Origin of the sequence: Paenibacillus sp. FSL R5-0701, assembly GCF_037973995.1 — a bacterium.
Classification (GTDB): Bacteria; Bacillota; Bacilli; order Paenibacillales; family Paenibacillaceae; genus Paenibacillus.
This window is the reverse complement of record NZ_CP150230.1, coordinates 307,347-332,766: the sequence shown is the minus strand read 5'-3', so window position 1 is coordinate 332,766 and position 25,420 is coordinate 307,347. Positions and strand designations below refer to the sequence as shown.

15 protein-coding genes, 17 tRNA genes and 3 rRNA genes are annotated in these 25,420 nt (G+C 49.2%); 3 read left to right on the top strand and 32 right to left on the bottom strand.

The features are described from left to right. Positions 1–28: 28 nt before the first annotated feature. Together MKZ13_RS01565 and MKZ13_RS01560 are read left to right on the top strand one after the other, a co-directional pair. Positions 29–868, top strand: a complete 840-nt coding sequence (locus MKZ13_RS01565) for a DUF4261 domain-containing protein (RefSeq protein ID WP_339181301.1) — start codon at positions 29–31, stop codon at positions 866–868. Between the two features lie 260 nt (positions 869–1,128). Continuing rightward, complete coding sequence (locus MKZ13_RS01560) at positions 1,129–1,488, top strand: hypothetical protein (protein ID WP_339181299.1); 360 nt, start codon at positions 1,129–1,131, stop codon at positions 1,486–1,488. Positions 1,489–1,637: 149 nt separating this feature from the next. On the opposite strand, the gene MKZ13_RS01555 is transcribed toward MKZ13_RS01560, so the two are convergent. Together MKZ13_RS01555 and MKZ13_RS01550 are read right to left on the bottom strand one after the other, a co-directional pair. Next, positions 1,638–2,144 carry a GNAT family N-acetyltransferase gene (locus MKZ13_RS01555; RefSeq protein ID WP_339181298.1) on the bottom strand — a complete coding sequence of 169 codons (507 nt, stop codon included), beginning with the start codon at positions 2,142–2,144 and terminating at the stop codon, positions 1,638–1,640. Beyond that, positions 2,141–2,668, bottom strand: coding sequence for a hypothetical protein (locus MKZ13_RS01550; RefSeq protein WP_339181295.1), 528 nt, complete (start codon positions 2,666–2,668; stop codon positions 2,141–2,143). The genes MKZ13_RS01555 and MKZ13_RS01550 overlap by 4 nt, the downstream gene beginning before the upstream one ends. A gap of 181 nt (positions 2,669–2,849) precedes the next feature. Between MKZ13_RS01550 and MKZ13_RS01545 the strand changes: the two genes are divergently transcribed. After that, positions 2,850–4,826: a methyl-accepting chemotaxis protein gene (locus MKZ13_RS01545; protein ID WP_339181293.1), complete on the top strand. Its 1,977-nt coding sequence runs from the start codon at positions 2,850–2,852 to the stop codon at positions 4,824–4,826. A 175-nt stretch (positions 4,827–5,001) separates the two neighbouring features. Here MKZ13_RS01545 and MKZ13_RS01540 read toward each other — a convergent pair whose 3' ends face one another. The 30 genes from MKZ13_RS01540 to MKZ13_RS01395 form a co-directional block, all read right to left on the bottom strand. Beyond that, a complete protein-coding gene (locus MKZ13_RS01540) occupies positions 5,002–6,009 on the bottom strand; it encodes a LacI family DNA-binding transcriptional regulator (RefSeq protein ID WP_339181291.1) in 1,008 nt (335 codons plus the stop codon). Positions 6,010–6,136: 127 nt separating this feature from the next. Beyond that, entirely contained in the window at positions 6,137–6,943 is an 807-nt protein-coding gene (iolB, locus tag MKZ13_RS01535; protein WP_221824325.1) for a 5-deoxy-glucuronate isomerase, read from the bottom strand. A 109-nt stretch (positions 6,944–7,052) separates the two neighbouring features. Then, positions 7,053–8,105: an inositol 2-dehydrogenase gene (gene iolG, locus MKZ13_RS01530; protein WP_339181288.1), complete on the bottom strand. Its 1,053-nt coding sequence runs from the start codon at positions 8,103–8,105 to the stop codon at positions 7,053–7,055. A 69-nt stretch (positions 8,106–8,174) separates the two neighbouring features. Beyond that, positions 8,175–9,650, bottom strand: a complete 1,476-nt coding sequence (locus tag MKZ13_RS01525) for a CoA-acylating methylmalonate-semialdehyde dehydrogenase (RefSeq protein ID WP_339181287.1) — start codon at positions 9,648–9,650, stop codon at positions 8,175–8,177. Between the two features lie 99 nt (positions 9,651–9,749). Beyond that, positions 9,750–10,760 carry a 5-dehydro-2-deoxygluconokinase gene (gene iolC, locus MKZ13_RS01520; RefSeq protein ID WP_047841171.1) on the bottom strand — a complete coding sequence of 337 codons (1,011 nt, stop codon included), beginning with the start codon at positions 10,758–10,760 and terminating at the stop codon, positions 9,750–9,752. Between the two features lie 199 nt (positions 10,761–10,959). Further along, a complete protein-coding gene (gene iolE / locus MKZ13_RS01515) occupies positions 10,960–11,862 on the bottom strand; it encodes a myo-inosose-2 dehydratase (protein ID WP_339181284.1) in 903 nt (300 codons plus the stop codon). Positions 11,863–11,915: 53 nt separating this feature from the next. Beyond that, positions 11,916–13,781, bottom strand: coding sequence for a 3D-(3,5/4)-trihydroxycyclohexane-1,2-dione acylhydrolase (decyclizing) (iolD, locus tag MKZ13_RS01510; RefSeq protein WP_339181283.1), 1,866 nt, complete (start codon positions 13,779–13,781; stop codon positions 11,916–11,918). Between the two features lie 392 nt (positions 13,782–14,173). Next, a tRNA-Gly gene (locus tag MKZ13_RS01505) sits at positions 14,174–14,244 on the bottom strand. A gap of 10 nt (positions 14,245–14,254) precedes the next feature. Continuing rightward, positions 14,255–14,328, bottom strand: a tRNA-Pro gene (locus tag MKZ13_RS01500). A gap of 7 nt (positions 14,329–14,335) precedes the next feature. Further along, positions 14,336–14,414: transfer RNA gene (locus tag MKZ13_RS01495), tRNA-Leu, on the bottom strand. A 17-nt stretch (positions 14,415–14,431) separates the two neighbouring features. Further along, positions 14,432–14,508, bottom strand: a tRNA-Arg gene (locus MKZ13_RS01490). A gap of 7 nt (positions 14,509–14,515) precedes the next feature. Then, a tRNA-Gly gene (locus MKZ13_RS01485) sits at positions 14,516–14,590 on the bottom strand. Positions 14,591–14,600: 10 nt separating this feature from the next. Next, positions 14,601–14,681: transfer RNA gene (locus MKZ13_RS01480), tRNA-Leu, on the bottom strand. A gap of 6 nt (positions 14,682–14,687) precedes the next feature. Further along, a tRNA-Lys gene (locus MKZ13_RS01475) sits at positions 14,688–14,763 on the bottom strand. A 10-nt stretch (positions 14,764–14,773) separates the two neighbouring features. Next, positions 14,774–14,859 (bottom strand) — tRNA-Tyr (locus tag MKZ13_RS01470). Between the two features lie 9 nt (positions 14,860–14,868). Next, positions 14,869–14,944, bottom strand: a tRNA-Thr gene (locus MKZ13_RS01465). A 20-nt stretch (positions 14,945–14,964) separates the two neighbouring features. Beyond that, a tRNA-Phe gene (locus MKZ13_RS01460) sits at positions 14,965–15,040 on the bottom strand. 16 nt (positions 15,041–15,056) lie between these two features. Beyond that, positions 15,057–15,134, bottom strand: a tRNA-Asp gene (locus tag MKZ13_RS01455). 27 nt (positions 15,135–15,161) lie between these two features. Then, positions 15,162–15,235 (bottom strand) — tRNA-Met (locus tag MKZ13_RS01450). 17 nt (positions 15,236–15,252) lie between these two features. Next, a tRNA-Val gene (locus MKZ13_RS01445) sits at positions 15,253–15,328 on the bottom strand. A 6-nt stretch (positions 15,329–15,334) separates the two neighbouring features. Continuing rightward, positions 15,335–15,406 (bottom strand) — tRNA-Glu (locus MKZ13_RS01440). A gap of 4 nt (positions 15,407–15,410) precedes the next feature. Next, positions 15,411–15,486: transfer RNA gene (locus tag MKZ13_RS01435), tRNA-Asn, on the bottom strand. 1 nt (position 15,487) lies between these two features. Next, positions 15,488–15,563: transfer RNA gene (locus MKZ13_RS01430), tRNA-Ala, on the bottom strand. A gap of 34 nt (positions 15,564–15,597) precedes the next feature. Next, positions 15,598–15,671 (bottom strand) — tRNA-Ile (locus MKZ13_RS01425). A 38-nt stretch (positions 15,672–15,709) separates the two neighbouring features. After that, a 5S ribosomal RNA gene (rrf, locus tag MKZ13_RS01420) occupies positions 15,710–15,826 on the bottom strand. 74 nt (positions 15,827–15,900) lie between these two features. Then, positions 15,901–18,828, bottom strand: a 23S ribosomal RNA gene (locus MKZ13_RS01415). Between the two features lie 310 nt (positions 18,829–19,138). Next, a 16S ribosomal RNA gene (locus tag MKZ13_RS01410) occupies positions 19,139–20,691 on the bottom strand. The 16S, 23S and 5S rRNA genes sit together here with 17 tRNA genes alongside, the layout of an rRNA operon. Before the next feature lie 627 nt (positions 20,692–21,318). Continuing rightward, positions 21,319–21,864 (bottom strand): GNAT family N-acetyltransferase, encoded by a 546-nt coding sequence (locus MKZ13_RS01405; RefSeq protein ID WP_339181281.1) that lies wholly within the window; start codon positions 21,862–21,864, stop codon positions 21,319–21,321. Between the two features lie 51 nt (positions 21,865–21,915). After that, entirely contained in the window at positions 21,916–23,520 is a 1,605-nt protein-coding gene (locus tag MKZ13_RS01400) for a response regulator (protein ID WP_339181279.1), read from the bottom strand. Then, positions 23,517–25,400, bottom strand: coding sequence for a sensor histidine kinase (locus MKZ13_RS01395; protein WP_339181276.1), 1,884 nt, complete (start codon positions 25,398–25,400; stop codon positions 23,517–23,519). The genes MKZ13_RS01400 and MKZ13_RS01395 overlap by 4 nt, the downstream gene beginning before the upstream one ends. Between the last annotated feature and the right edge of the window lie 20 nt (positions 25,401–25,420).

Here is a 25,420-nt window from a genome sequence, read left to right as displayed (position 1 = left end):
TAAGGTAGTGAATAGATAGCAGTGTACAATGACCAGAATCGTTCTGGAATTGGAAGGAGAACATGTCATGGGATTGTTTGACAAGCTTCGGCGGCGCAAAAAGGAGAAGGTACCTGCAGGTGGTGCTGTGGAATCGACGAATTACAGTGAAACCATCGTGGGTTTTGTCCTGCTGGAGCGTGACGATTGTGATTTTGACCTTTTCATCAGGAACATGAAGAACGAATGGGATATCGAGATTGAAGAACGGCCGGAGGAGGGCAATCTCTTTTTTGAGGTGAATGAGATGCAGGTGGTATGTGCTCACATTGCCGCGCCTGTACCTGACCGTGAAGTTGAGGAGAATGCCAAGCTAAACATCCTTTGGCGAGAAGCGGAGCAAGTTACCTCACGGCACCAGTCTCAGATTATTGTCTCTGTTCTGAACGCAACAAATGCTATTGATGGACATGTTCTGTTCACTCAAACAGCAAGTGCCTTATTACAGTTGGATCACGCGTTGGCCATATACATGGCCCCACTTGTTGTTGAAGCCAGTCAGTATGTCGAAACCAGTCGTGGGATCAAAGATGATGAGTTGCCCGTCTCGCTCTGGATTTTCATCGGATTATTCCAAAATGCCGAAGGCGCTTCAGCTTACACTTACGGACTACGTAACTTTGGTAAAGAAGAGATGGAGATTATGCAATCGTCTGAGTCTTTAAGCGATGTATTTGAGATGATGTTCATAACCACAACGTATGTGGTTGAGAACGACGTCACACTGCATGACGGGGAAACACTTGGTTTCTCGGAAGAACAAAAGCTGAGCATTTCCCTTTCCAAAGGTGCAACTACGGAAGGCAACAGTTTGAAGATTGGCTTCTAACTTACGCAGGAATTTCAATTTATCATGTTACAATCATAGAAGCCATCTGGAGTTCATCCTCTGGATGGCTTTTAGCTATCCAGCCATACTCCCAATGACGATGTGATAACAATCCCTGAATTTAACTTCCCTAGGAATAAGTAGTCCATAAGAACCACTATATTATGAATTCAGTTTTCATTCTCGCTATAAAAAGGTATAATTAATAGGCTTATAGTCTCATATATTACATATTATTTTATTATCGAGGAGTTGCCTACATGTCTGTTAGACGTTTGGATTCAACTAAACCTATTATTGAAATTATCTGGGAAGGTATTGTTTCTCCTGAACATGTCGAACAAGCGAATACAGAAATCAAGAGAATAGCGGAACAATTGGGAAATTCGTTTGATGTGCTAGTAGATATGCGGAATATGAAGGCTTTCCCTCAGGATACCAAAGAAAAAATTGTGGAGCATCAGAAATTACTGACACAGTGGGGGATGAAGCGAGCCAGTGTAGCGGTAGGTGGTGCAATCGCCAAAATGCAATTGAATCGGATTTCCAAAGAATCGGCGCACCAAACTGAATTTCAATGGGAAACGTATGATGAGGCTTTGGCATTTTTGTTGAAATAATATTGAAGTGATACGGACTAAGTATAATAAGAGAGATACCGATGCTGTACATGGCACACAGAAAGAGGCGTTCCCCATGAGGAAGTGCCTTTTCTTTTGCAGTTCCACTTTGCTTACTCAGTTATGCCAGTGATCCGAACGCTCATCATTTAAGATTCAAGTTTACTTACACGCACCATCGTTACCGATGTACCATTTAGGGACTCCTCCACGAATCCTAACCGCTTATATAAGCGAATCGCTTGGTTATCCGGGTCAACACTAAGCGAGACTGCTTCAATTCCCCGCCGTTCAACCTCATCTAATGCGGTCTGAAGCAGTAAGGTACCTACTCCTTTCCCACGTGCATCTTCCGTTACAGCCATTCCCATCTCTGGCGTAGCTGCATTCACATAACCGTATCCCGCATTCTGATCCGCATAGAATCGTAATGTTATTGAACCTAGTCTCTTGCCCTGCTGGTCTACCGCAACATACCCGAAATCCCCTTCTCTTCCCCAGTCTTCAACGTATTTGGATAGCTCAGGCGTATGTATACTTTCGAGTTGGAGAGGTTCATCACCTTCTCGTGTATGCAGGGATGCGTATAACATCTCCCACAGAAAGGGGATATCCTGTTCCTCAATCGAACGCACATGATAGTTGGTCTTGTTCATGTTTGCTCCTCCTTCAGCTTTCCAAAAAGGCGGTCCATCTCATTCAGATTAAACTCATTGGTAATCTCGTAGTCTTCAAGTTCGTCTCTCGTTTTCGCCTCATTGTAGATGGAGATAGACTTTTCATTATAAAACGTCAGTTCAAATCCATCGGTAAAGCGACCTTCTTTATTAATGGTAAGTCGCCATTCATAATAATATGGATTCCTTTCGGAAACGTCGAATTCCCGTACTCTTTTAAGTCGAATATCCTTTAATAGCTTCAGCATGTCTCTAATCTCATTGGGATCTGTAATCGTCACTTCATTATCTTCATTATACGGACCTGCACTTGAAATCTTCCTAATTGTCAGTCGATCCAATCGATCCAGCATGCTCATATGATCTGTAACCTCTGCTCGAAACGTCGTATGTTTGCTGGGGATATACTTAGTATATTGACCAGAGGTATACATACGCACTGCAATAGCTACGACAACAATAATCGTGACGGTACCTATAATCATCTTGATTCTATTTTTCACAGTCTAACCTCCCCCTAGAAATTGAGACCTTACATATTATATATCAAATAAAACTCGTTTTGTGTTCGTTATTCTTCCACATTTTAGTATTTGGTCTCGCCTAAGGATTAAATATTATTTGACGATATATATAATAAGCTTCAAACATACTAACACATTCATGACATCTAGGGGGAAAAGTATGAAGTTAAAACTCAAATTGATGTTAGCCTTCTTCGTCACTGTTCTGCTTACAGCTGGCGCGCTCGCACCACTTGGTTTGGTTCAAACGGAAAACCAAGCTTCTCAGAGTGTGAACAACAAACTAGAAGGATTAATATCTACCGCAACATTTCAGTTGGACGGCTGGTTACACGGAAACGAGAAATTAGTGGAAACACTAGGCCTTGTAATTCAGGAGGCTGTTTCATCTTCTGATCTTAATGAAGATTATCTGTCCATCATGTATAAGGGCACCAACCCTAACAACTTAGAGGACATATTTTACGGAAATAAGGAAGGACAGTTTATAAATGGTTCTGACTTCGTCCCAGATAAAGATTATGATCCCAGGGATCGTTCTTGGTATAAAGAGGCTCTACAAGCAGACAAGCTGATTTTTACTGACCCTTACATCGACAACAAATCCAAACAATTTACGGTGTCTATAGCCATGCCAGTAAAGACAGAAAACGGTGCAATACGGGGAGTGGTTGCTTCTGATATTCTACTTTCCAAGTTAACCGATACAGTCAACCAAATTAACCTGGATGGACTAGGCTACACTTTTATGCTCGACAAAAAGGGAGTTATTTTAGCTCATCCCGAGGCTGATCTTGCAAGTACTTCAGCCGCAGACAACGATCAATTGGGACCGTTGCTTGCAGAGATGAAAACGCATCCTTCAGGACAAAGATCATTCCAATATAACGGAGAAAATCTGCTCCTCTACTTCAAACAAATTCCAAGTACTGGTTGGATTATCGGATCAGTCATATCTGAGAAACTCGCCTATGCGGACTATTATGAATTGCGCAATAACTACATTCTCATTATCGCCATTACATTATTGGTTGTACTGGCAGGTGCCTATTGGATCGCAACACTCTTCATCAAGCCACTGAGAAATCTCCATGAGACCTCCCGCCAAATGTCGAGTGGTGATTTTACAGGAAAGGTGCAGATCAAAGGCAAAGATGAATTCGCTGAACTAGGTATGGCATTCAATCAGATGTCCGATCAGCTTAGCTCGCTGTTCAGGCAAGTAACGGCTTCTGCTGATCGCGTACAAAGTATCTCGGGTGAGATGCAGGAGCATACAGATAAAACCAAACGCATCGCTGAGCAGATCTCCATTGCCACTGATGAACTCGCTCAAGGTTCCAGTACACAGGCTGAATCCGTGTATGATGGCTCAAGCCGTCTGTCTGAGATGAGTGATAGTGTTGGTGGTATCAATCGCAGTGTCGAGCAGTCCGTAACGATGATGCGTGAGGCAGGAGAAGCCATGCTAGCTGGGCTACAAGCGGTAGATCATCAGGTGGAGCTTTCGGATGGTAACCGCCAATCGATTGACCGTGTGGGTGAATCAATCAATCTACTCGCAGACAAATCACAGAAGATTGAAAGCATCGTCAGCATGATTCAAGGTATTGCCTCCCAGACTAACCTGCTCGCACTGAACGCTTCGATTGAAGCCGCCAGAGCGGGTGAACATGGACGTGGATTTGCGGTGGTTGCCGAGGAAGTGCGCAAACTGGCTGAACAATCCGCCGGCTCTTCTCAGGACATCATCGTGTTGCTGAATGAAATCCAGGCGGCTAGCCACCAAAGCGTGAGCGAGGTCGATTCTGCTGAACATGGTATTGAGCAACAGGTTGCTGCCGTACATGAGATGCGCGACTCATTTATGCGAATCAAGCAATCTATTGAAGGCATTGACACTCAGCTTCAACAAGTATCGTCTGCAACAACCGAATTGGATAACAGTTCTGGCAAGATTGCTGAAGTGATCTCCAGTGTTGCGGCCATGTCCGAACAGAGCGCCGCTTCCACCGAAGAGGTTGCCTCTTCAACGCAAGAACAGTTCAATTATATTACGAGTATCTCGGAACGCTCCAATGAACTGGCTCAACAAGCTAATACGCTCGCTGAAGAAGTGAAAAAGTTCAAGATATAAATCAACAAGCCGCGTTCTCCCATAAGGTGAATGCGGCTTGTTTGTTACTTGGTTATATTGCTTTATCACCGATTTGGAATGAGGCAAAACGATAAACCTTATCCCGAGCCATGAATATGACACACGTAGGCTTGGCATCACAACTGATCAGGTTATACCAGAAACCTAATTGTTTTCAGCTCAATACATGACCTGCTGATTCTCGGATAACCAGCTCAGGCTTCAGGACAATCTTCTGCGGTTCTTTACGCTTATCCTTTAATTCTTCAATTAACAGATCTACAGCGCGATGTCCCAGTTCTTCAATTGGCTGGGCAACGGTTGTAAGCGGCGGACTCGTCACCGAAGCCAGAATCGTATTATCAAATCCGATAATGGACACATCCTCTGGCACGCGTAGCCCCAGTTCTTTGGCAGCCTGAAGAGCACCGATGGCCTGGATGTCATTACAACAGAACAAACCTGTCGGGTGATCCTTCTCACCGAGCAGCAGTAGCGCCTCTTTTTTGGCCGAGCTCAGGTCAGCCGCCGATTCTCTGATCTGATTCGGTTCCAGCGTATGACCTGCCTTATTCAATGTTTCGCGGAATCCACGCACACGTTCCTGACTACTGCTGACTTTGGACGGTTCCGACAGCACTGCTACACGAGTATGCCCAAGTTCAAGCAGATGCTGCGCTGCGAGCGTGCCGCCAAGCAAGTCGTCAATGGTGACTGTATGCACCGACAGTGAGGGCAAATGGCGAGCAATCAAAGCGACAGGGATGGACTGCTGCAAGAGGGGTGACAAAATTTCGGCATTATCGATTCCGGTTCCGATCATCATGCCATCGACCCTTTTTTGCTGGAGCAGATTCAGATAACGCTCTACTCGCTCGTCCTTATTATCCGTACTGCAGATGACCACGCTGTAACCCAATTGACGGCTTCGATCCTCCACCGCTCTGGCGAGTTCTGCGAAATACGGGTTTGAGATGTCCGGTACGAGCAGTCCCAATGTATACGTCTGCTTACCTGTAAGTGCAGCTGCGATCGCACTGGGTTGATAGTGAAGGCGTTCCATGATCTCCATAATCTCGGCGCGCCGCTTCTCACTGATCTTGCCTTTGCCATTAATGACCTGCGAGACGGTTGCAATGGATACACCCGCCTCGCGTGCTATATCGTATATGGTTGCTTTCATTGTTTTTTCCCCATCTGTGCTATATATAAATTTCGTTATACATAGATAATTGTTCTCTTCTCATTATGCAGGGGGAAGTCTGCATACGCAACTTGAAGCCAGCACAATGTGCGTAGCATGAACTGTTTTACTTTTTCATCAACCACTCATGGTCAGGATCGTTATGGAATTTCCAGGTCCGGGTTGGTCCAGCCATCACGTTCAGATAGTAGACCTCATACCCCGGAGGAGCGCCTACCGGATGATATCCGTCCGGAACAAGCACCACTTCTCCGTTCTTCACTGCTAGCGTCTCATCCACAGAACGATCATCCGTGTATATGCGCTGAATGGCAAACCCCTGCTCAGGCTGCACACGGAAATAATACGTTTCTTCCAGCAAAGATTCATCCGGGAGTGCATCCCGATCATGCTTATGTGGCGGGTAACTGGACCAGTGCCCATCTGGTGTAAACACCTCAACAACGAGCAAACTGTCTGCTTCCTTCTGTTCTGGCAAAATGTTGTGAATCTGGCGTTCCAGATTGCCATACCCTCTCGCCTCTACCCCTACATCTTCGGGTGCAATGAGACGAGCTGGATACGTGCCTTTACCGGGTGCAACACATATAGCGACTTCCAGTTCGGTACGTGCTGTGATCTGCACTTGATCGGAAGTTGAGACGTAGACCGAGTACGGAGGTATTTTCTCGAAAACACTCATTCTTTTCCCGATGTTATCCCATGTGTGCTCCCGGGTACTTACATTGGCGAAACCACTGAGAAGCACCACACAGAGTTCCTGATCACCGCTCTCACGGGTTAGTGTCTCCCCCTCTGCCAGCTTCGCTACCTGAAAGCCAACATATTCCCACCCAGCCGACTCCGGTGTTACGTTTATAAGTGTACCGTCTCCCTCCGGGTTGACCACGGGTTTCACAATACGTTCTGACATCTTGCCATCCACTCCTTTCTGTAATCGTCCACAACAACTTGATACTTATAAAAACAAAAACCTGGACTATTCATGCCCTCTATTAGAAAAAGTGACTTTAATCATCCACCTATGGCGTTGCTGTTTGTGATTCCAGTGACACCCCAGAGACTTCACTCAGCTTCACAGGTCTTCCCCACTCCATGGACATTTTTGCTGCCAGTGCAATGCGTTCTGCCTGTACTGCATCGTGGCCATCTACAATAACTGGTGTATCATGGAGGATTGCATCGATAAAGAGAGCTGTCTCCTGTACATATGCTTCATTGTAGCGTTCCAGGAAAAAGTGTAACGGTTTGTCGCGCATGAGCCCGGCCGCTGTACTGATCTCAGCCGTATTCGGATGATCATTCGCCGCTGCGGCGCTGCCCATCGAGCCAAACACTTCAACACGCTGGTCATACCCGTATACAGCCTGACGACTGTTATCAATGACACCAATCGCTCCATTGGCAAACGTCATCGTTACAATCGCTGTATCCACGTCACCATGCTCTGCAAAGACCGGATTGATCAGCACGTTGCCCTGAGCGTACACTTCTTCCACTTCACTCCCGGAGAGATACCGTGCCATGTCAAAATCGTGGATCATCATGTCCATGAAGATCCCGCCAGATACCCGGATATACTCCGCAGGCGGTGGACTCGGGTCACGAGAAGTAATTTTGATAATATGCGGATCACCAATCGTACCATCCTGCACATGTGCACGTATCCGTCTGAAGTTGTGATCGAAGCGGCGGTTAAATCCAATTTGCAGCTTCACGCCAGCCTTCTGAACTGCCGCTACAGCCGCTTGGGTCTGTGCCAGATCCATGCTAACCGGTTTCTCGCAGAAGATGTGTTTGCCCGCCTGAGCGGCCTGTTCGATCAGCGGCACATGTGTATCTGTTGAAGAACAGATCAGTACCGCGTCTACATTAGGCATCGAGATCAACTGGCTGCTATCCGTTGTTACAACAGAGATGCCACGGTCGGAGGCCCAAGCCTCCAATTCAGGACCTGCAAACAAGTCACTGATTCCCACAATCTCGGCATGCGGGTTGCGCAGGAGATTGTCTGCATGAATTTTGCCGATCCGTCCCGCACCGATGATGCCAATTCTTACTTTGTCCTTGCCCATTCCGTTATCCTCCCTATGTGCGTCCATATGAGCTGGGCGTTCCCCTTAGCCCGAGTGATGCTCTGGTTGTTACCAGCGCGCCGTTACCATCTTCTTGCGAGTGTAGAATTCAACACCATCCGTGCCATTGGCGTGAAGATCACCGTAGAAGGACTTCTTCCAGCCAGAAAACGGGAAGAATGCCATTGGCGCAGGTACGCCCAGGTTAATCCCCAACATGCCCGCATCAATCGTTTCACGGAATTGACGCATACTCGCCCCGCTGCGGGTGAACAGACACGCACCGTTGGCAAAGTCGGAACGGTTCGCCAGCTCAACGGCTTCCTCCAGCGTAGACACTCTTGCTACCGAGAGTACTGGAGCAAAGATCTCATCCTGCCAGATTTTCATATTGCTCTCAACTTGGTCGAATACCGTGGGCCCTACAAAATAACCGGATTCACTTGTTGCCTGATCTTTGCGTCCATCCCGGATCAAAGCCGCGCCTTCCTGCTCTCCGGCTTCAATGTAACTGAGTGTACGCTCTTTATGTGGTCCACGGATGACAGGTCCGAGGAACACGCCCTCATCCATACCGTTACCAATGATAATGCGGTCTGCTGCTTCCACCAGCTTTTGTACCAGTTCGTCAGCCACATCACCCACAGCCACAACAACCGCACATGCCATGCAACGTTCCCCTGCTGAACCAAAAGCTGCACTCGTAATCTCTTTCACCGTCAGATCGAGATCGGCGTCCGGCATAACGATGGAGTGGTTTTTGGCACCAGCCAGTGCCTGTACCCGTTTGCCATGCTTGGATGCAGTGGTGTAGACGTATTCAGCTACAGGTTGTGAGCCGACAAAGGAGATCGCTTGAACATCCTTATGTTCCAGCAACCCGTTCACGACATCATGCGCACCGTGAACAATGTTGAGCACGCCGTCCGGAAGCCCTGCTTCCTTGAACAGCTCTGCCAAGCGGCCTGCCAGTAGCGGTGTACGCTCGGACGGCTTCAGGACAAAGGTGTTACCGCACGCAATAGCCAGCGGGAACATCCAGCACGGCACCATCATCGGGAAATTGAAAGGGGTAATTCCCCCAATAACACCGATCGGGTAGCGATACATGCCCGACTCCAGCCCTGTAGCGATGTCAGGCAGTTGTTTGCCCATCATCAGATTCGGGGCACCTGCCGCGAACTCGACGCATTCAATGCCACGTAATACCTCGCCGTACGCTTCGGCATAACTTTTACCGTTCTCCAGTGTCACCAGGCGAGCGAGCTCTTCCCAATGTTCAACCAGCAACTGCTGGTAGCGGAACAGAATACGTGCACGGCGTGGAACCGGTGTGCTGCTCCAGGATTTGAACGCTTCTCGTGCTGTCTGAACCGCCAGATCCACGTCCGCTTGTTCGGACAGTGGCACATGTGCAATAACCTCTTCCGTAGCCGGATTCACCACTGGCTCCGTGCGAGTTGACGCTGGGGTTACCCAGGCACCTCCGATCCAGTTTTGTACCATTGTCGCTGTTGCAGACGCTTCAGAAATTCCTTTTCCCATAGCCCTGTCTCCCTTCGCTTATGTGTGATCCCTTATGTTGAACTTATATCATTGATGTTGATCTGTATGAGTGTGTTATTCAAAGTATTGCAAGGTGCTTCAGGACACGGTGATCTCGCCCCGATTGCAACGTTCAATGTAGTCGTTCACCTGTTCCACCGTTGGCATTGCATCCGAACAGCTGTGGCTTGAAATAACGATACTTGCTGCGCCACTGCCATACGCCATACTGCGCTCAATTGTCCAGCCCTGCATCAATCCATACAGGAACCCAGCTGCGTAAGAGTCGCCTGCGCCGAACGTTTTGACCACTTTTGCCGGATAGCTGTCCGCACGATGGGAAAGCCCTTCACGCGTATAAGCAATGGACCCTTCCTTGCCGTGTTTGATTACTACAATATTCGCTGAGAAATCAAACCATTTCTGTGCAGTCACCTGATCGCTATGATCCGGATTGTGGTCGAATGTCTCCATCATGTCGAACTCTTCACGTGTGCCGAGGATGATATCGCATTTCTCGGCTGCAAGGTTGTAATAGACCGCTGTCTCTTCGTCCGATGTCCATGTGTATGGGCGATAGTCCAGATCAAACACAATAACGGTGCCATGTTTTTTCGCATACGTTAGTGCCTGTAATACAGCTTCACGGGATGGACTCTGCGCGAGGGCTGTGCCTGAGATTAGCAGCACTTTGGAGTCAGCAATCAACTGCTCTTGTACCTCTTGCGCCTGTAATAACAGATCCGCTACATTGTCCCGGTACATCAGGATACTGCAATCGGTTGGGCTTTTAATTTCGGTAAAAGCAAGCCCTGTCACTGCTCCGGTGTCATCTGTAACTACATTTGATGTGTCGATGCCGTTCTTCTCCAAATAACTCTGGATGAATCGACCCATCTGGTCACCCGCGATCTTACCGATAAAAGCCGTCTCCATACCCAGTCTGGACATGCCAATCGTAATATTGGCCGGAGAGCCGCCAACATACTTCGTGAACGTCATCGTCTCTTCCATCGGGCGATTGATCTCATTAGCGTTCAAATCGATACACAAGCGGCCAATCGCGGTGAAATCCTTCTTCCTGGATACCGGAAAGGATACGTAAGTCATTGCATGTGAGCCCCTTTCTATAGTGGGATTTTCCATGTTGTATATCGATATCTAGACTAGTTACTCATTCCATCGTAAGAACTCGTAAACGGCTAGAGTAAGTCAGTTTTATTTCCCAATCGTAACGTTATACTCTTGCTGGCCTTCTTCCTTTTTCGCTTCATAGGTGCGGCATCTGACCGCTGCAATGCTAAACGAATCAGCTGTGTTGATATAACGACTCCATATAGTTCAAAGATCGCTTCGCATACTCATATGGGTTATGAATCGCAGGGTCCTGCTCTCCTTCAAGCATCGCCCAGCCATCGTACCCTCGTGTGATCAGTTCTTGCAGAATTGGGGCAAAATCAATGCATCCATCCCCTGGTACAGTGAACACCCCTCTACGAATACAGCCGACAAAGTCAGACTGCTCCGCGCGTGCTTCATCCAGCACATGCGGGCGGATATCTTTCAGATGGATATAAGCGATCCGATCATAATGTTTACGTAGCAGTTCAAACGGATCAGCTCCGCCATAGTAGGCATGACCTGTGTCATAGAGCAGATAGACGAGAGAAGGATCGGTCAGCTCCATCAGTCGATCAATCTCATCCGGTTGCTCTACCACTGTGCCTCCATGATGATGGTATGTGAGCTTCAATCCGTGTTCGCGGGCAATAGCTCCTGCTTCGTTCAACCCTTCAGCGAGGATATGCCATTCAGATTCGCTGAGTCTGAGGACTTCTTTTTCATTCGGTGTCCGTCTTGGATCAAAATGAAGTGACCCACCTACCTCCGCCGTACTAATCACCTTACTGCCCATGGATTGCAGAAATTCCGCATGTCTGCGATAACTGTCCAGCTCCGACTGACGATACGCCGGATCGGAGAGAAGTACCGATTTCCACTGGGAGACCAGCTTGATATTCCTTTTACTCAATTCCTCACGCAATATAGCAGGGTCGGTCGGATATTTACGTCCCATTTCTGTACCTGTCAGCCCAAGACGCTGAATGTCATCCAGAATCTGTGCACACGTTGTCGCATCACCATGCTCCTTCACATCTTCACCGACCCAATTGATGGGATGAATCCCAAGCTGGAATGGCAGCTTGCTCATTGCTCCACGTCTCCTTTGTCGTTCAACATTGTTGTTCACTATATTAAACCGGATTAAATCGGTCTTGCTTTGGCACGGTTGGCTTGCATGGTGTGATGAGCATGAACTACCTTCTCTTCGGCAGATACCTCAGGTACACCCACATTCCACCATGACTCGTATCCACCTGCGTTGGTTCCAGGCACGACCGGAATCTCAATCAACGTACTCACTGTTTCGTTCTTCGCATCTCGGAGTGCCTGTTCCAGCTGTTCTGCTGTCTCCGCTCTATAGGATTTGGCTCCCATACTTCGGGCGTGTGCAGCAAAGTCCATTGGCATGTAATCCCCGGTCAGTCGTCCACTCTCGGATTCCCGATAACGGAACTCATTGCCGAATCCGTCACTACCATGTTCCCGCTGCAAATTATGAATACACTGGAATCCATTGTTGTTGAATAATAGAACAGTCATCTTCTTCTGTTCCTGCAGACTGGTCACAAACTCCGAATGCAGCATCAGATAACTGCCATCACCGACCATGGCATACACTTCCCGATCCGGCTCCGCAAGTGCTGCTCCGAACGCTCCACTTACCTCGTACCCCATACAGGAGAACCCATACTCCATGTGATACGTCTTTGGTTCAGCCGCACGCCACAGACGATGCAGATCACCTGGCAGACTGCCCGCCGCACACACAATAACGGAGGATGGATCAATGGTCCGGTTAACGATACCAACTGCTGTAGTCTGTGCCAGCCCTGCTTCATGTTGAGCTGCATACAGCCGATCCACTTCTGCATTCCACTCAGCCCGGAGATCAGCGATTTCGGATGCGCCATATGCACATCGGTATTGTCTTTCCTGCAATTCCTTCTGCAAAGCCTGCAATCCTTCGCGTGCATCTGCCAGAATGGCTTCCCCGCCTAACTTGGCGGCATCCATGCCGTTCAGGTTAATGTTGATGAATGACACTTCTGGATGTTGAAAAGCAGAGCGGGACGCCGTCGTAAAATCGGAGAAACGAGTACCGACGCCGATCACCACATCCGCTTCTCTCGCCAGCCTATTGGCTGCCAGAGAGCCGGTAACCCCGATGGCCCCCACATTCAGTGTGTGGTCCCAAGAAACTGCGCTTTTGCCCGCCTGCGTCTCGGCGATCGGAATACCAAATGCCTCGGCGAACTCCACGAGCTGGGCGGACGCCTCAGAGTACAACACACCGCCGCCTGCAACGAGCAGCGGCTTACTGCCTCGGGCAATCTGCTCCGTTGCCCGCTCAATGGCTGCCTGTACCGGGGGGCGACGATCCAGATAATGTACTTTGCGGGCAAAGAACGATTCTGGATAATCGTATGCCTCTGCCTGCACATCCTGCGGCAGTGCGAGCGTTACTGCTCCCGTCTCTGCTGGATCGGTTAGCACACGCATGGCCTGTGTAACAGCAATCATCAACTGTTCGGGACGAACAATGCGATCCCAGTACTTGCTGACGGCTTTGAATGGATCAGTGGCTGAGATTGTATAATCACTGCTCACTTCCAACTGCTGAAGTACCGGGTCCGGTTCCCGTGTAGCAAAGTTATCTCCAGGAAGCAATAAAACCGGAATCCGGTTCACCGTTGCAGTAGCTGCGGCTGTAATCATATTCAAAGCACCAGGTCCAATCGATGTTGTACATGCATAGATCTGTCTACGATTCTTCTGCTTGGCATAAGCCGCTGCCGTATGCACCATGCCTTGTTCGTTCTTGCCTTGCATATACGTCAGGCTTCCCGGGCTGCGCTCTAGCGCTTCTCCAATGCCTGTTACATTGCCATGTCCAAAAATACCGATGATTCCCTTCACAAACTTGGTTTCCACCCCGTCAACCGAGATATATTGCTGATCCAGGTATCGAAGCAGTGCCTGAGCCATCGTCAGTCGAATTGTTTTCATGAATTGATCGCCGTCCTTTCCTTTACGGGTTAAGCGCTTAATCTACGTTAAGTTTAAGCGCCTTACCCCTAAAGGTTAAGCGCTTAATTGATATGGTATTACAGGTTAATGATTTACGCAAGCTATTTTTGTAAGCGTTTTTATGAAATGCGGTAAAGGAAAGATATTCTTGTGTTCGAACATGCACTAGACCTTCTCTGTTTGAACACTTCCATAATGACTAAGAACAGACTTAAAAGGGGGGGAAATATATCATGAGGATGGGATACATGCTGGTACATGCTAATCAGCCATATAATCCGTGATCTTTGTATACAATTATGATCAATATGCCTGTGAATGCAAAAAAAAGAAAGAGACGGTGAATACCATCTCTTTCTTATCAATATTTAAGCGGGTGATGGGAATCGAACCCACGCTATTAGCTTGGAAGGCTAAAGTTCTACCATTGAACTACACCCGCATAACAACAATCGGGATGACACGATTTGAACATGCGACCCCCTGGTCCCAAACCAGGTGCTCTACCAAGCTGAGCTACATCCCGTTATCTATACCGGCGAGAGGACTCGAACCTCCACGGTTTCCCACTCGATTTTGAGTCGAGCGCGTCTGCCATTCCGCCACGCCGGCAAAATATGAAGTTATAATGGCGCGCCCTGAGAGATTCGAACTCCCGGCCTTTTGATTCGTAGTCAAACGCTCTATCCAGCTGAGCTAAGGGCGCAAAATATTGGAGCGGAAGACGGGAATCGAACCCGCGACCCTCGCCTTGGCAAGGCGATGCTCTACCGCTGAGCCACTTCCGCAAATAAGGGATGCGCGTGGAGGGACTTGAACCCCCACGTCAAAGACGCTAGATCCTAAGTCTAGTGCGTCTGCCAATTCCGCCACACGCGCATATAATGGTGAGTCATGAAGGGCTCGAACCTTCGACACCCTGATTAAAAGTCAGGTGCTCTACCAACTGAGCTAATGACTCATAGAAAAACTGGTGGAGGATGATGGATTCGAACCACCGAACCCGTACGGGAGCAGATTTACAGTCTGATGCGTTTGGCCGCTTCGCTAATCCTCCAGGATTACATGGTGCCGGCGAGAGGACTTGAACCCCCAACCTACTGATTACAAGTCAGTTGCTCTACCAGTTGAGCTACACCGGCGTATTACATAGTGTTATAAATGGTGGCTCGGGACGGAATCGAACCGCCGACACGAGGATTTTCAGTCCTCTGCTCTACCGACTGAGCTACCGAGCCTTACTACATTAAAAAATGGCGGAACCGACGGGATTCGAACCCGCGATCTCCTGCGTGACAGGCAGGCATGTTAGGCCAACTACACCACGGTTCCAGATCACTTTCTCAAAGGAAAGTATAATTGCGGGGGCAGGATTTGAACCTGCGGCCTTCGGGTTATGAGCCCGACGAGCTACCGGGCTGCTCCACCCCGCGTCGTTATAAAGTTTATATGGTGGAGGCTGAGGGGATCGAACCCCCGACCCTCTGCTTGTAAGGCAGATGCTCTCCCAGCTGAGCTAAGCCTCCATATTATGACCCGTAGGGGATTCGAACCCCTGTTACCTCCGTGAAAGGGAGGTGTCTTAACCCCTTGACCAACGGGCCTTACTGGCTCCCCGAACAGGGCTCGAACCTGTGACAACTCGATTAACAGTCGAGTGCTCTACCAACTGAGCTATCAGGGAATGGTGGAGCCAAGCGGGATCGAACCGCTGACCTCCTGCTTGCAAGGCAGGCGCTCTCCCAGCTGAGCTATGGCCCCATACTCTGGTGTATTTCTTGTTGTGGTCTTGCTATGGGCCCTGGTGGACTCGAACCACCGGCCTCACCCTTATCAGAGGTGCGCTCTAACCAACTGAGCTAAGGGCCCTTATCAATTTTCGAAAAAAAATACCCCAATGGGGTTTCGCTTGGCGGCATCCTACTCTCCCAGGACCCTGCGGTCCAAGTACCATCGGCGCTAGAGGGCTTAACGGTCGTGTTCGGGATGGGTACGTGTGGAACCCCTCCGCCATCGCCACCAAACGCGTAGCTTACATTTCAGAGATCGTTCTCTGAAAACTAGATTCGAAACGAAACATGCGAATTATCACTTGCTATTGGATAAGCCCTCGACCGATTAGTACTGGTCAGCTCCATGCATTGCTGCACTTCCACCCCCAGCCTATCTACCTCGTCGTCTTCAAGGGGTCTTACATACTGGGAAATCTCATCTTGAGGGGGGCTTCACGCTTAGATGCTTTCAGCGTTTATCCCGTCCGTACATAGCTACCCAGCGGTGCTCCTGGCGGAACAACTGGTACACCAGCGGTACGTCCATCCCGGTCCTCTCGTACTAAGGACAGCTCCTCTCAAATTTCCTACGCCCACGACAGATAGGGACCGAACTGTCTCACGACGTTCTGAACCCAGCTCGCGTACCGCTTTAATGGGCGAACAGCCCAACCCTTGGGACCTACTTCAGCCCCAGGATGCGATGAGCCGACATCGAGGTGCCAAACCTCCCCGTCGATGTGGACTCTTGGGGGAGATAAGCCTGTTATCCCCAGGGTAGCTTTTATCCGTTGAGCGATGGCCCTTCCATGCGGTACCACCGGATCACTAAGCCCGACTTTCGTCCCTGCTCGACTTGTAGGTCTCGCAGTCAAGCTCCCTTATGCCTTTGCACTCTTCGAATGATTTCCAACCATTCTGAGGGAACCTTTGGGCGCCTCCGTTACTCTTTAGGAGGCGACCGCCCCAGTCAAACTGCCCACCTGACACTGTCCCCGCACCGGATTACGGTACCAGGTTAGAACCTAGATACGATCAGGGTGGTATCCCAACGTTGCCTCCACACAAGCTGGCGCTCATGCTTCAAAGGCTCCCACCTATCCTGTACAGATCGTACCCAAATTCAATATCAAGCTGCAGTAAAGCTCCATGGGGTCTTTCCGTCTTGTCGCGGGTAACCTGCATCTTCACAGGTATTAAAATTTCACCGGATCTCTCGTTGAGACAGCGCCCAAGTCGTTACGCCATTCGTGCGGGTCAGAATTTACCTGACAAGGAATTTCGCTACCTTAGGACCGTTATAGTTACGGCCGCCGTTTACTGGGGCTTCGGTTCACAGCTTCGGGATTACTCCCTAACCACTCCCCTTAACCTTCCAGCACCGGGCAGGCGTCAGCCCGTATACTTCGCCTTACGGCTTCGCACAGACCTGTGTTTTTGCTAAACAGTCGCTTGGGCCTTTTCACTGCGGCCCCCTCGTGCTATTCACACTACCGGGGCACCCCTTCTCCCGAAGTTACGGGGTCATTTTGCCGAGTTCCTTAACGAGAGTTCTTCCGCGCGCCTTAGAATACTCTTCTCGCCTACCTGTGTCGGTTTGCGGTACGGGCACCATCACCTGGCTAGAGGCTTTTCTTGGCAGTGTGAGATCATGACCTTCGCTACTACAATTTTCGCTCCCCATCACAGCTCAGCCTTACAATGTGCGGATTTGCCTACACATCAGCCTCACTGCTTAGACGGACATCCATCAGTCCGCGTCACTACCCTACTGCGTCCCCCCATTGCTCATAACGGCTTACGGTGGTACAGGAATTTCGACCTGTTGTCCTTCGACTACGCCTTTCGGCCTCGCCTTAGGTCCCGACTTACCCTGAGCGGACGAGCCTTCCTCAGGAACCCTTAGGCTTTCGGCGGATCAGATTCTCACTGATCTTTTCGTTACTCATACCGGCATTCTCACTTGTATAATGTCCAGCGCTCCTTACGGTACACCTTCAACCCTTATACAACGCTCCCCTACCCCTGATGCAAAGCATCAAGCCATAGCTTCGGTGGTGTGTTTAGCCCCGTTACATTTTCGGCGCAGAGTCACTCGACCAGTGAGCTATTACGCACTCTTTCAATGATGGCTGCTTCTAAGCCAACATCCTGGTTGTCTGTGCAACTCCACATCCTTTCCCACTTAACACACACTTGGGGACCTTAGCTGATGGTCTGGGCTGTTTCCCTTTTGACAATGGATCTTAGCACTCACTGTCTGACTCCCGGAAGTAAGTCTATGGCATTCGGAGTTTGACTGAGCTTGGTAACCCTTGCGGGCCCCGCACCCAATCAGTGCTCTACCTCCACGACTCTGTTTTCCGAGGCTAGCCCTAAAGCTATTTCGGGGAGAACCAGCTATCTCCGAGTTCGATTGGAATTTCTCCGCTACCCCCACCTCATCCCCGCATTTTTCAACATGCGTGGGTTCGGGCCTCCAGTGCGTGTTACCGCACCTTCACCCTGGACAGGGGTAGATCACCCGGTTTCGGGTCTACGTCCACGTACTAAGTCGCCCTATTCAGACTCGCTTTCGCTGCGGCTCCGGCTCTTCACCTTAACCTTGCACGGGAACGTAACTCGCCGGTTCATTCTACAAAAGGCACGCCATCACCCCTAAAACGGGCTCTGACTTTTTGTAAGCACACGGTTTCAGGTTCTATTTCACTCCCCTTCCGGGGTGCTTTTCACCTTTCCCTCACGGTACTGCTTCACTATCGGTCGCTAGGAAGTATTTAGCCTTGGCAGATGGTCCTGCCGGATTCATACGGGGTTTCACGTGCCCCGCACTACTCGGGATCCGTCTCGGAGGGAACAGACTTTCAACTACAGGGCTTTTACCTTCTTTGGCGGGCCTTTCCAGACCTCTTCGCTTAACCGGTTCCTTTGTAACTCCATGTGAGACGTCCCACAACCCCAAAGAGCAAGCTCTTTGGTTTGGGCTTCTCCGCGTTCGCTCGCCGCTACTGACGGAATCACTATTGTTTTCTCTTCCTCAGGGTACTTAGATGTTTCAGTTCCCCTGGTATGCCTCTACATAACCTATGTATTCAGTTATGAGTAACTGGAAATTACCCCAGCTGGGTTTCCCCATTCGGACACCCCCGGATCAAAGCTTGCTTACAGCTCCCCGAGGCAGTTTCGTTGTTCGCCACGTCCTTCATCGGCTCCTAGCGCCTAGGCATCCTCCGTGTGCTCTTAGTAGCTTAACCATTTTGTTCCGGTTTTGACTGCTCGCTTCCCTTGTTTTGCTTGCGCAAAGCCAAAAGTCACTCCCATTCAATACCATCACAAAAGCAATTTAACTACCGTTTTTATTTAAACTTGTTTAACACAAGTTCAGCTAAAAAGGAATGTTCTAATTCGCGTTTGTTTCGTTTCGATATCTAGTTTTCAAAGAACAAGCTCCATGCAAAAGCAAGCTGTTTGAGAGTTTGAGCTCTCAAAACTGAGCAACGAGTGAGTGTTTTGCAGCTAAGCTGCGTATTTGAATGTTTCCACTCGGGAAACGATTCTCCATAGAAAGGAGGTGATCCAGCCGCACCTTCCGATACGGCTACCTTGTTACGACTTCACCCCAATCATCTATCCCACCTTCGGCGGCTGGCTCCTTGCGGTTACCCCACCGACTTCGGGTGTTATAAACTCTCGTGGTGTGACGGGCGGTGTGTACAAGACCCGGGAACGTATTCACCGCGGCATGCTGATCCGCGATTACTAGCAATTCCGACTTCATGCAGGCGAGTTGCAGCCTGCAATCCGAACTGAGACCGGCTTTGTTGGGATTGGCTCCATCTCGCGATTTCGCAGCCCGTTGTACCGGCCATTGTAGTACGTGTGTAGCCCAGGTCATAAGGGGCATGATGATTTGACGTCATCCCCACCTTCCTCCGGTTTGTCACCGGCAGTCTATCTAGAGTGCCCACCCGAAGTGCTGGCAACTAAATATAAGGGTTGCGCTCGTTGCGGGACTTAACCCAACATCTCACGACACGAGCTGACGACAACCATGCACCACCTGTCTCCTCTGTCCCGAAGGAAAGATACATCTCTGCATCGATCAGAGGGATGTCAAGACCTGGTAAGGTTCTTCGCGTTGCTTCGAATTAAACCACATACTCCACTGCTTGTGCGGGTCCCCGTCAATTCCTTTGAGTTTCAGTCTTGCGACCGTACTCCCCAGGCGGAGTGCTTAATGTGTTAACTTCGGCACCAAGGGTATCGAAACCCCTAACACCTAGCACTCATCGTTTACGGCGTGGACTACCAGGGTATCTAATCCTGTTTGCTCCCCACGCTTTCGCGCCTCAGCGTCAGTTACAGCCCAGAGAGTCGCCTTCGCCACTGGTGTTCCTCCACATATCTACGCATTTCACCGCTACACGTGGAATTCCACTCTCCTCTTCTGCACTCAAGTCACCCAGTTTCCAGTGCGATCCGGGGTTGAGCCCCGGGATTAAACACCAGACTTAAATGACCGCCTGCGCGCGCTTTACGCCCAATAATTCCGGACAACGCTTGCCCCCTACGTATTACCGCGGCTGCTGGCACGTAGTTAGCCGGGGCTTTCTTCTCAGGTACCGTCACCTTGAGAGCAGTTACTCTCCCAAGCGTTCTTCCCTGGCAACAGAGCTTTACGATCCGAAAACCTTCATCACTCACGCGGCATTGCTCCGTCAGGCTTTCGCCCATTGCGGAAGATTCCCTACTGCTGCCTCCCGTAGGAGTCTGGGCCGTGTCTCAGTCCCAGTGTGGCCGATCACCCTCTCAGGTCGGCTACGCATCGTCGCCTTGGTGAGCCGTTACCCCACCAACTAGCTAATGCGCCGCAGGCCCATCCCCAAGTGACAGATTGCTCCGTCTTTCCAGTTTCCTTCAGGCGAAGAAAACAACTATTCGGTATTAGCTACCGTTTCCGGTAGTTGTCCCAAACTTGAGGGCAGGTTGCCTACGTGTTACTCACCCGTCCGCCGCTAAGTATCAAGGAAGCAAGCTTCCTATCAACTCCGCTCGACTTGCATGTATTAGGCATGCCGCCAGCGTTCGTCCTGAGCCAGGATCAAACTCTCCAATAAAGTATTGAAAAGAGCGATAAGCTCATTTTGAATCTGACGAGATTAAAAATCTCATTTGTGCTCCAGTCAATTCAAGCCAAGGCTTGTCTCAACTTTCGCGTTCATTCTGCAAGCAGAATGTTTACTCACTCGTTGTTCAGTTTTCAAAGATCAAACTTATTTTGTTACCGAGCGTTGTTCTCCTCAGCAACTTTTATATCTTAACACTTCCGAACCAACTTAGCAAGCTCTTTTTTTAAGTTTCTTTCGAAGCTTATTTGTTTCACCTGCAACACTTTGTTTCTCGTGTTTTTTGGCCGGATATAGAATATATCATATGTACAATACAATTACCACTTGTAAAATATCCCATTACCAAGCCAACTATATATCTAGTTCAATTTCTTTATAATCTCTTTTTCCAATGGCAATATCCTTTTACTATACCCTATATACACTCACTGGTCTAATCTATCTCAATATAGGTTGTAAACAGTCTCCTTCAGCATCATTACATTCGTTCTATAAGATAAGAAACATAATACTTCTACTAAATAACGCTGCTATCTATTATGTCGGTATCAAATCTAACAATAGAACTCCATATCCTGTGGGCTTATATAGATTTTACTTTCACTTTTTATACTATTAGTCTCTGAACCTGCCCATCACTATCGTGTCGTGATACTGTCCATCCGTGTGTCGCCGATCCCTTTTCAAAATGCCTTCGATCCCGAAGCCTCTCTTTTGATATAACTCGATCGCCTTATCGTTGGATGCCAGCACGTTCAACGCAATCTTCTCTACACCAGTCTGGTCTGCCCATTCTATCGACTTCTCCAGCAGGTTCTTACCAATCCCATGTCCCCAGAACTCTCGGGCTACACACACGCCGAACTCAACTTTATGGCAAAAGCGCTTCAACTCTGTACCTTCACATCGGGAGTATCCCACAATCTCGCCCGCCACTACAGCAACAAGGAACAGATTCCGTGACTTCTCAGTGTCCAAATGGATGATCTGCCTAAACCCGGCTGCGTCGATATACGCCTCACCCTCTTCACGATCCATGTTCTCGGTTTCCCCATCGATTTGTACACGTAGTAAAGACAAGGCCTCAGCATCCTTTTCCTCTGCTGATCTAATGGAGTAAGATAAGCCTTTAATGTTATATTCCTGCCGATCGATCATCATAAGAACCATATCTCCTCTTCCGCTCTGTATAATTACTGTACCTGTATCGCCCTACCCCACCTCAGACGGACTCTTGCCCGTAAGCATTTTGAACACCTGGCTGAAATACGTCGCATTCCGGAACCCCGTCATCTCGCTCACCTCATATACCATGTAATGTCCCGACTGCAACAGTTCCAACGCTCTCTGAATCCGGTACCCGTTCAAATAACTGACGAAATTCTCACCGGTCACCCTTTTGAAAAGTTGACTCAGATACTTCGGATGTACAAACAGCCCCTTGGCTATCGCTTCAAAACTAATCTCTTCGGCGAAATGAAGCTCTACATACTGTTTCACCTGCTCGATAAGTTTATTGCTTTTCTTCTCGCCCATCTCCTTGCGTATCTGTTCCAACCAGTCGCAGATAATACGATCCATCCAGTTTACCAGATCATGCAAAGCATATTTCGATTGAATTTCACGCAGAAAGTCACTCATCGCCAGCGGCGGCGTTAGCATAGGATGAAGTCGGTTCCAGCTATGCATCAATGTGTCAAACAGACTGACGGCCACAACCTGTACATCCTGTATCCCAACACATTTCCCCTCTTTCAGCAAAAGGCAAATATGATGCCATACCTCTTCCGCCAGGTCAGGTCGAATATCCGCCCAAGCCTCATTCCATTGACGAAGCAATAATGAATAATCGGTCACACTTGGTTCTGTTTCCTTTGATGCTTCATAATGGTAGATACGACTCCCACCTTGAAACTCTGCTGTTTCCACCGCTTCCCTGCTCTCAAGATAGGAATCTATCACCTCACATGGGTGACTCTTGGCTCTTCCGATTCCAGCACTCACTTCAATTTTCAGATACGTAAAGATCTGATCGATCATGCGCTCTACAAGTGGCAGACATTCCTCCAGATAATCTTTATCTCCTAATAGAAGCAACACAAATACCTGATCCGAATAATCAACAATCTCTACCTGACCATTTAGGTGCGCCGCTTGCTCCTTCACCGTCTCCTGAATAATATCGGCCGCCCCATAGCGGAGAAGCTGCCAATCCCGTTCTTTCATTCGTGTCAAAAATACGGGGCGATTCAGTTGCAGACTAATGGCGCGTGTCTGTGAGGACATATGAATACCTATATAGTCCATGCGTTCTTTAGGCAGCTCGTCAGCCCGATATCGCGTAGTCAGCAGTTCGTGAAGAAATTGTTTGCGCAAATACGGAAGTACCCGTCCGACCTCCTGCTTGTATGTCTGCTCCAGCCGCTCATGCCGCTCTCGCACATCTTGTTCCAGTAGCACCTCCCGCAGCACAGACTCAATCTCCTCAACCTCTGCCGGCTTCAGCAAAAAGTGATTCACACCCCAGCGCATGGCTGCCCGGGCGTTCTCGAATTCGTCATATCCACTAAGAATGATGATCGGCAGGTGGGGATGATCACGTCGTAACGTCTGTGTGATCTCAAGCCCAGTCATCCCCGGCAGGTAGACGTCAGTCATAACGACATCTGGATGCATGCGGTGAAACAGCTCCAGCGCATCCAAGCCATTGGAAGCAGTGCCTGCAATGCTGAGGCCCAGAGAAGGCCAATCGATATGATCTGTTAATGCCTTTACAATATGAGGATCGTCATCAACAAGCATAATGGTCTTCATCATTTTTCACCGTCCAGCCATAGATTTAATTGCTCGTCGGTCTCAATACGCGGGAGCGTAATGGTCACTTCCACGCCACCTGACTCTCTATCGCTCAGTTGAACACCATATCTCTTCCCACAATAAAGCTGAATGCGCTGATGTACATTCCGTACGCCGATGCCACACGTCTCTTCGAGTTTCCACCCCTCCGGCAAACCCCGCCCATTATCCGTGATACGAATGACGATATCCTCATGCGGGCCAACCTCTTCGCGCATATACACCTGAATTCGAAGTGTGCCTTCTTCAGGTGTGCCTTCTTCAGGGTGCCCGTGCATAACGGCATTTTCGATGAAGGGCTGCAAAATGATTTTGGGAATGTAACAACCGCGCATATGCGGATCGATCTGCTCCTGATATTGAATGGAGAACGGTAGCCGCTCTGACTGGATGTTAACGTAGCAACGGGCATGTTCCAACTCATCACGAACCCGTATAAACAGTCTCCCTCCACTCAGTCCGATCCGTAACAGCTTACTGAGCTGTACAATCATGCGACTGATATCCTTGGCTTCGTAATCAAGTGCGCGCCAGTGGATCATGTCGAGGGTATTGTATAAAAAATGGGGTTTGATCTGGGCCTCAAGCAAGCCCGTCTGGGCTTCACGCTTGGCCCGGCTCTCATCCTTCACCTGTTCCATCAGCGTCGTGAGCTGTGAAGCCATATGATTAAAGCCATAAGCCAAGTGGGCATATTCCTCCGTAAATGAGAGTTGGACCCGGGTATCGAAGTCCCCTTTCTCCAGTTGTCTCATTCGCTTGATCAATTGTCGTAAAGGCCGGATGATCTGCCTTACAAACAGGTACGCCAGCACAGCCGAGCATAATAGTCCAAGTACGGCGATGCCAAGGATCTGCCAGCCCGCTTGTCTGAGCGGAGATAACAGTGTATATACCGGAATAGTCTGTACAAGGCGCCACTGAAGCATGGCCGGCCTGGAGTACAGCACCAATTGAGCACCTCCGGGTTGGCCGGAAACCACTTCGTATCCGTCTGCACCAGGTTGGACATGTTCCTGAATCCATGCACTATCTATAATAGAAGAAGATGAATTTACAGCTCCACCCGGTTCCTGTACTGTACTCGCTTCATTTCTTCTATCCGCTCGTTCCTTCTCCCCTGCTGGATCAACTCTCCCCATCTGCATTACGACATTACCAGCGGTATCTACCAACAGGACTTTTCCATCAAGCACCATGGGTACATCGGCAAACCTGCGTACGATGTCCGCTCTGCTCAGTCGAATGAGCACATAGGCAACCGTCCCTCCACGACTGTCGAAAATCCGTTGGGCGTATCCGACCAGGGATTGGCCTGATTCGTTCTCACGCAGCGGAACCCAAGCCGCATCAGCCTTTTCCAGCGTAGCAAACCAAGAGTCATGTGCGATGGTGTCCACCGGAAATATGCGATCAGCCATAGTCACTGTCACTTCATTAAAGGCATCCGTATACAGTTCAATGGAAGTGATGCCTTCACTCACGACCATGGTATGTTCCAGAATTCGAGAGACCTCTCTCCGCTGGTGAATCTGTGCAAGCCTGCCCGTATCAGCCGTTTCGAGCAGACTGGACAGTTCCCGATTGCTTGCCAAGGCATAAGCGGTTCCAGTTACCCCTGTGATAAAATCAAATCCCCGACGTGTGCTTTCGTTCAGAAGTGCCAGACGTGCTTTGCTAATCTCGGCAAATGTGACCGTGGAGAAAGACTGATATGCCAGCCAGACCACAACCGAGACGAGCAGAAGGTTAAACGCAATAAAGCAAGTCACCATCAACGTGGAGAGCTTGCTTTGTTGCAGCTTTTGATTAATAAATGAAGACCATCTTCCTTTCCTCATGGAAAAATCAACTCGTTTCG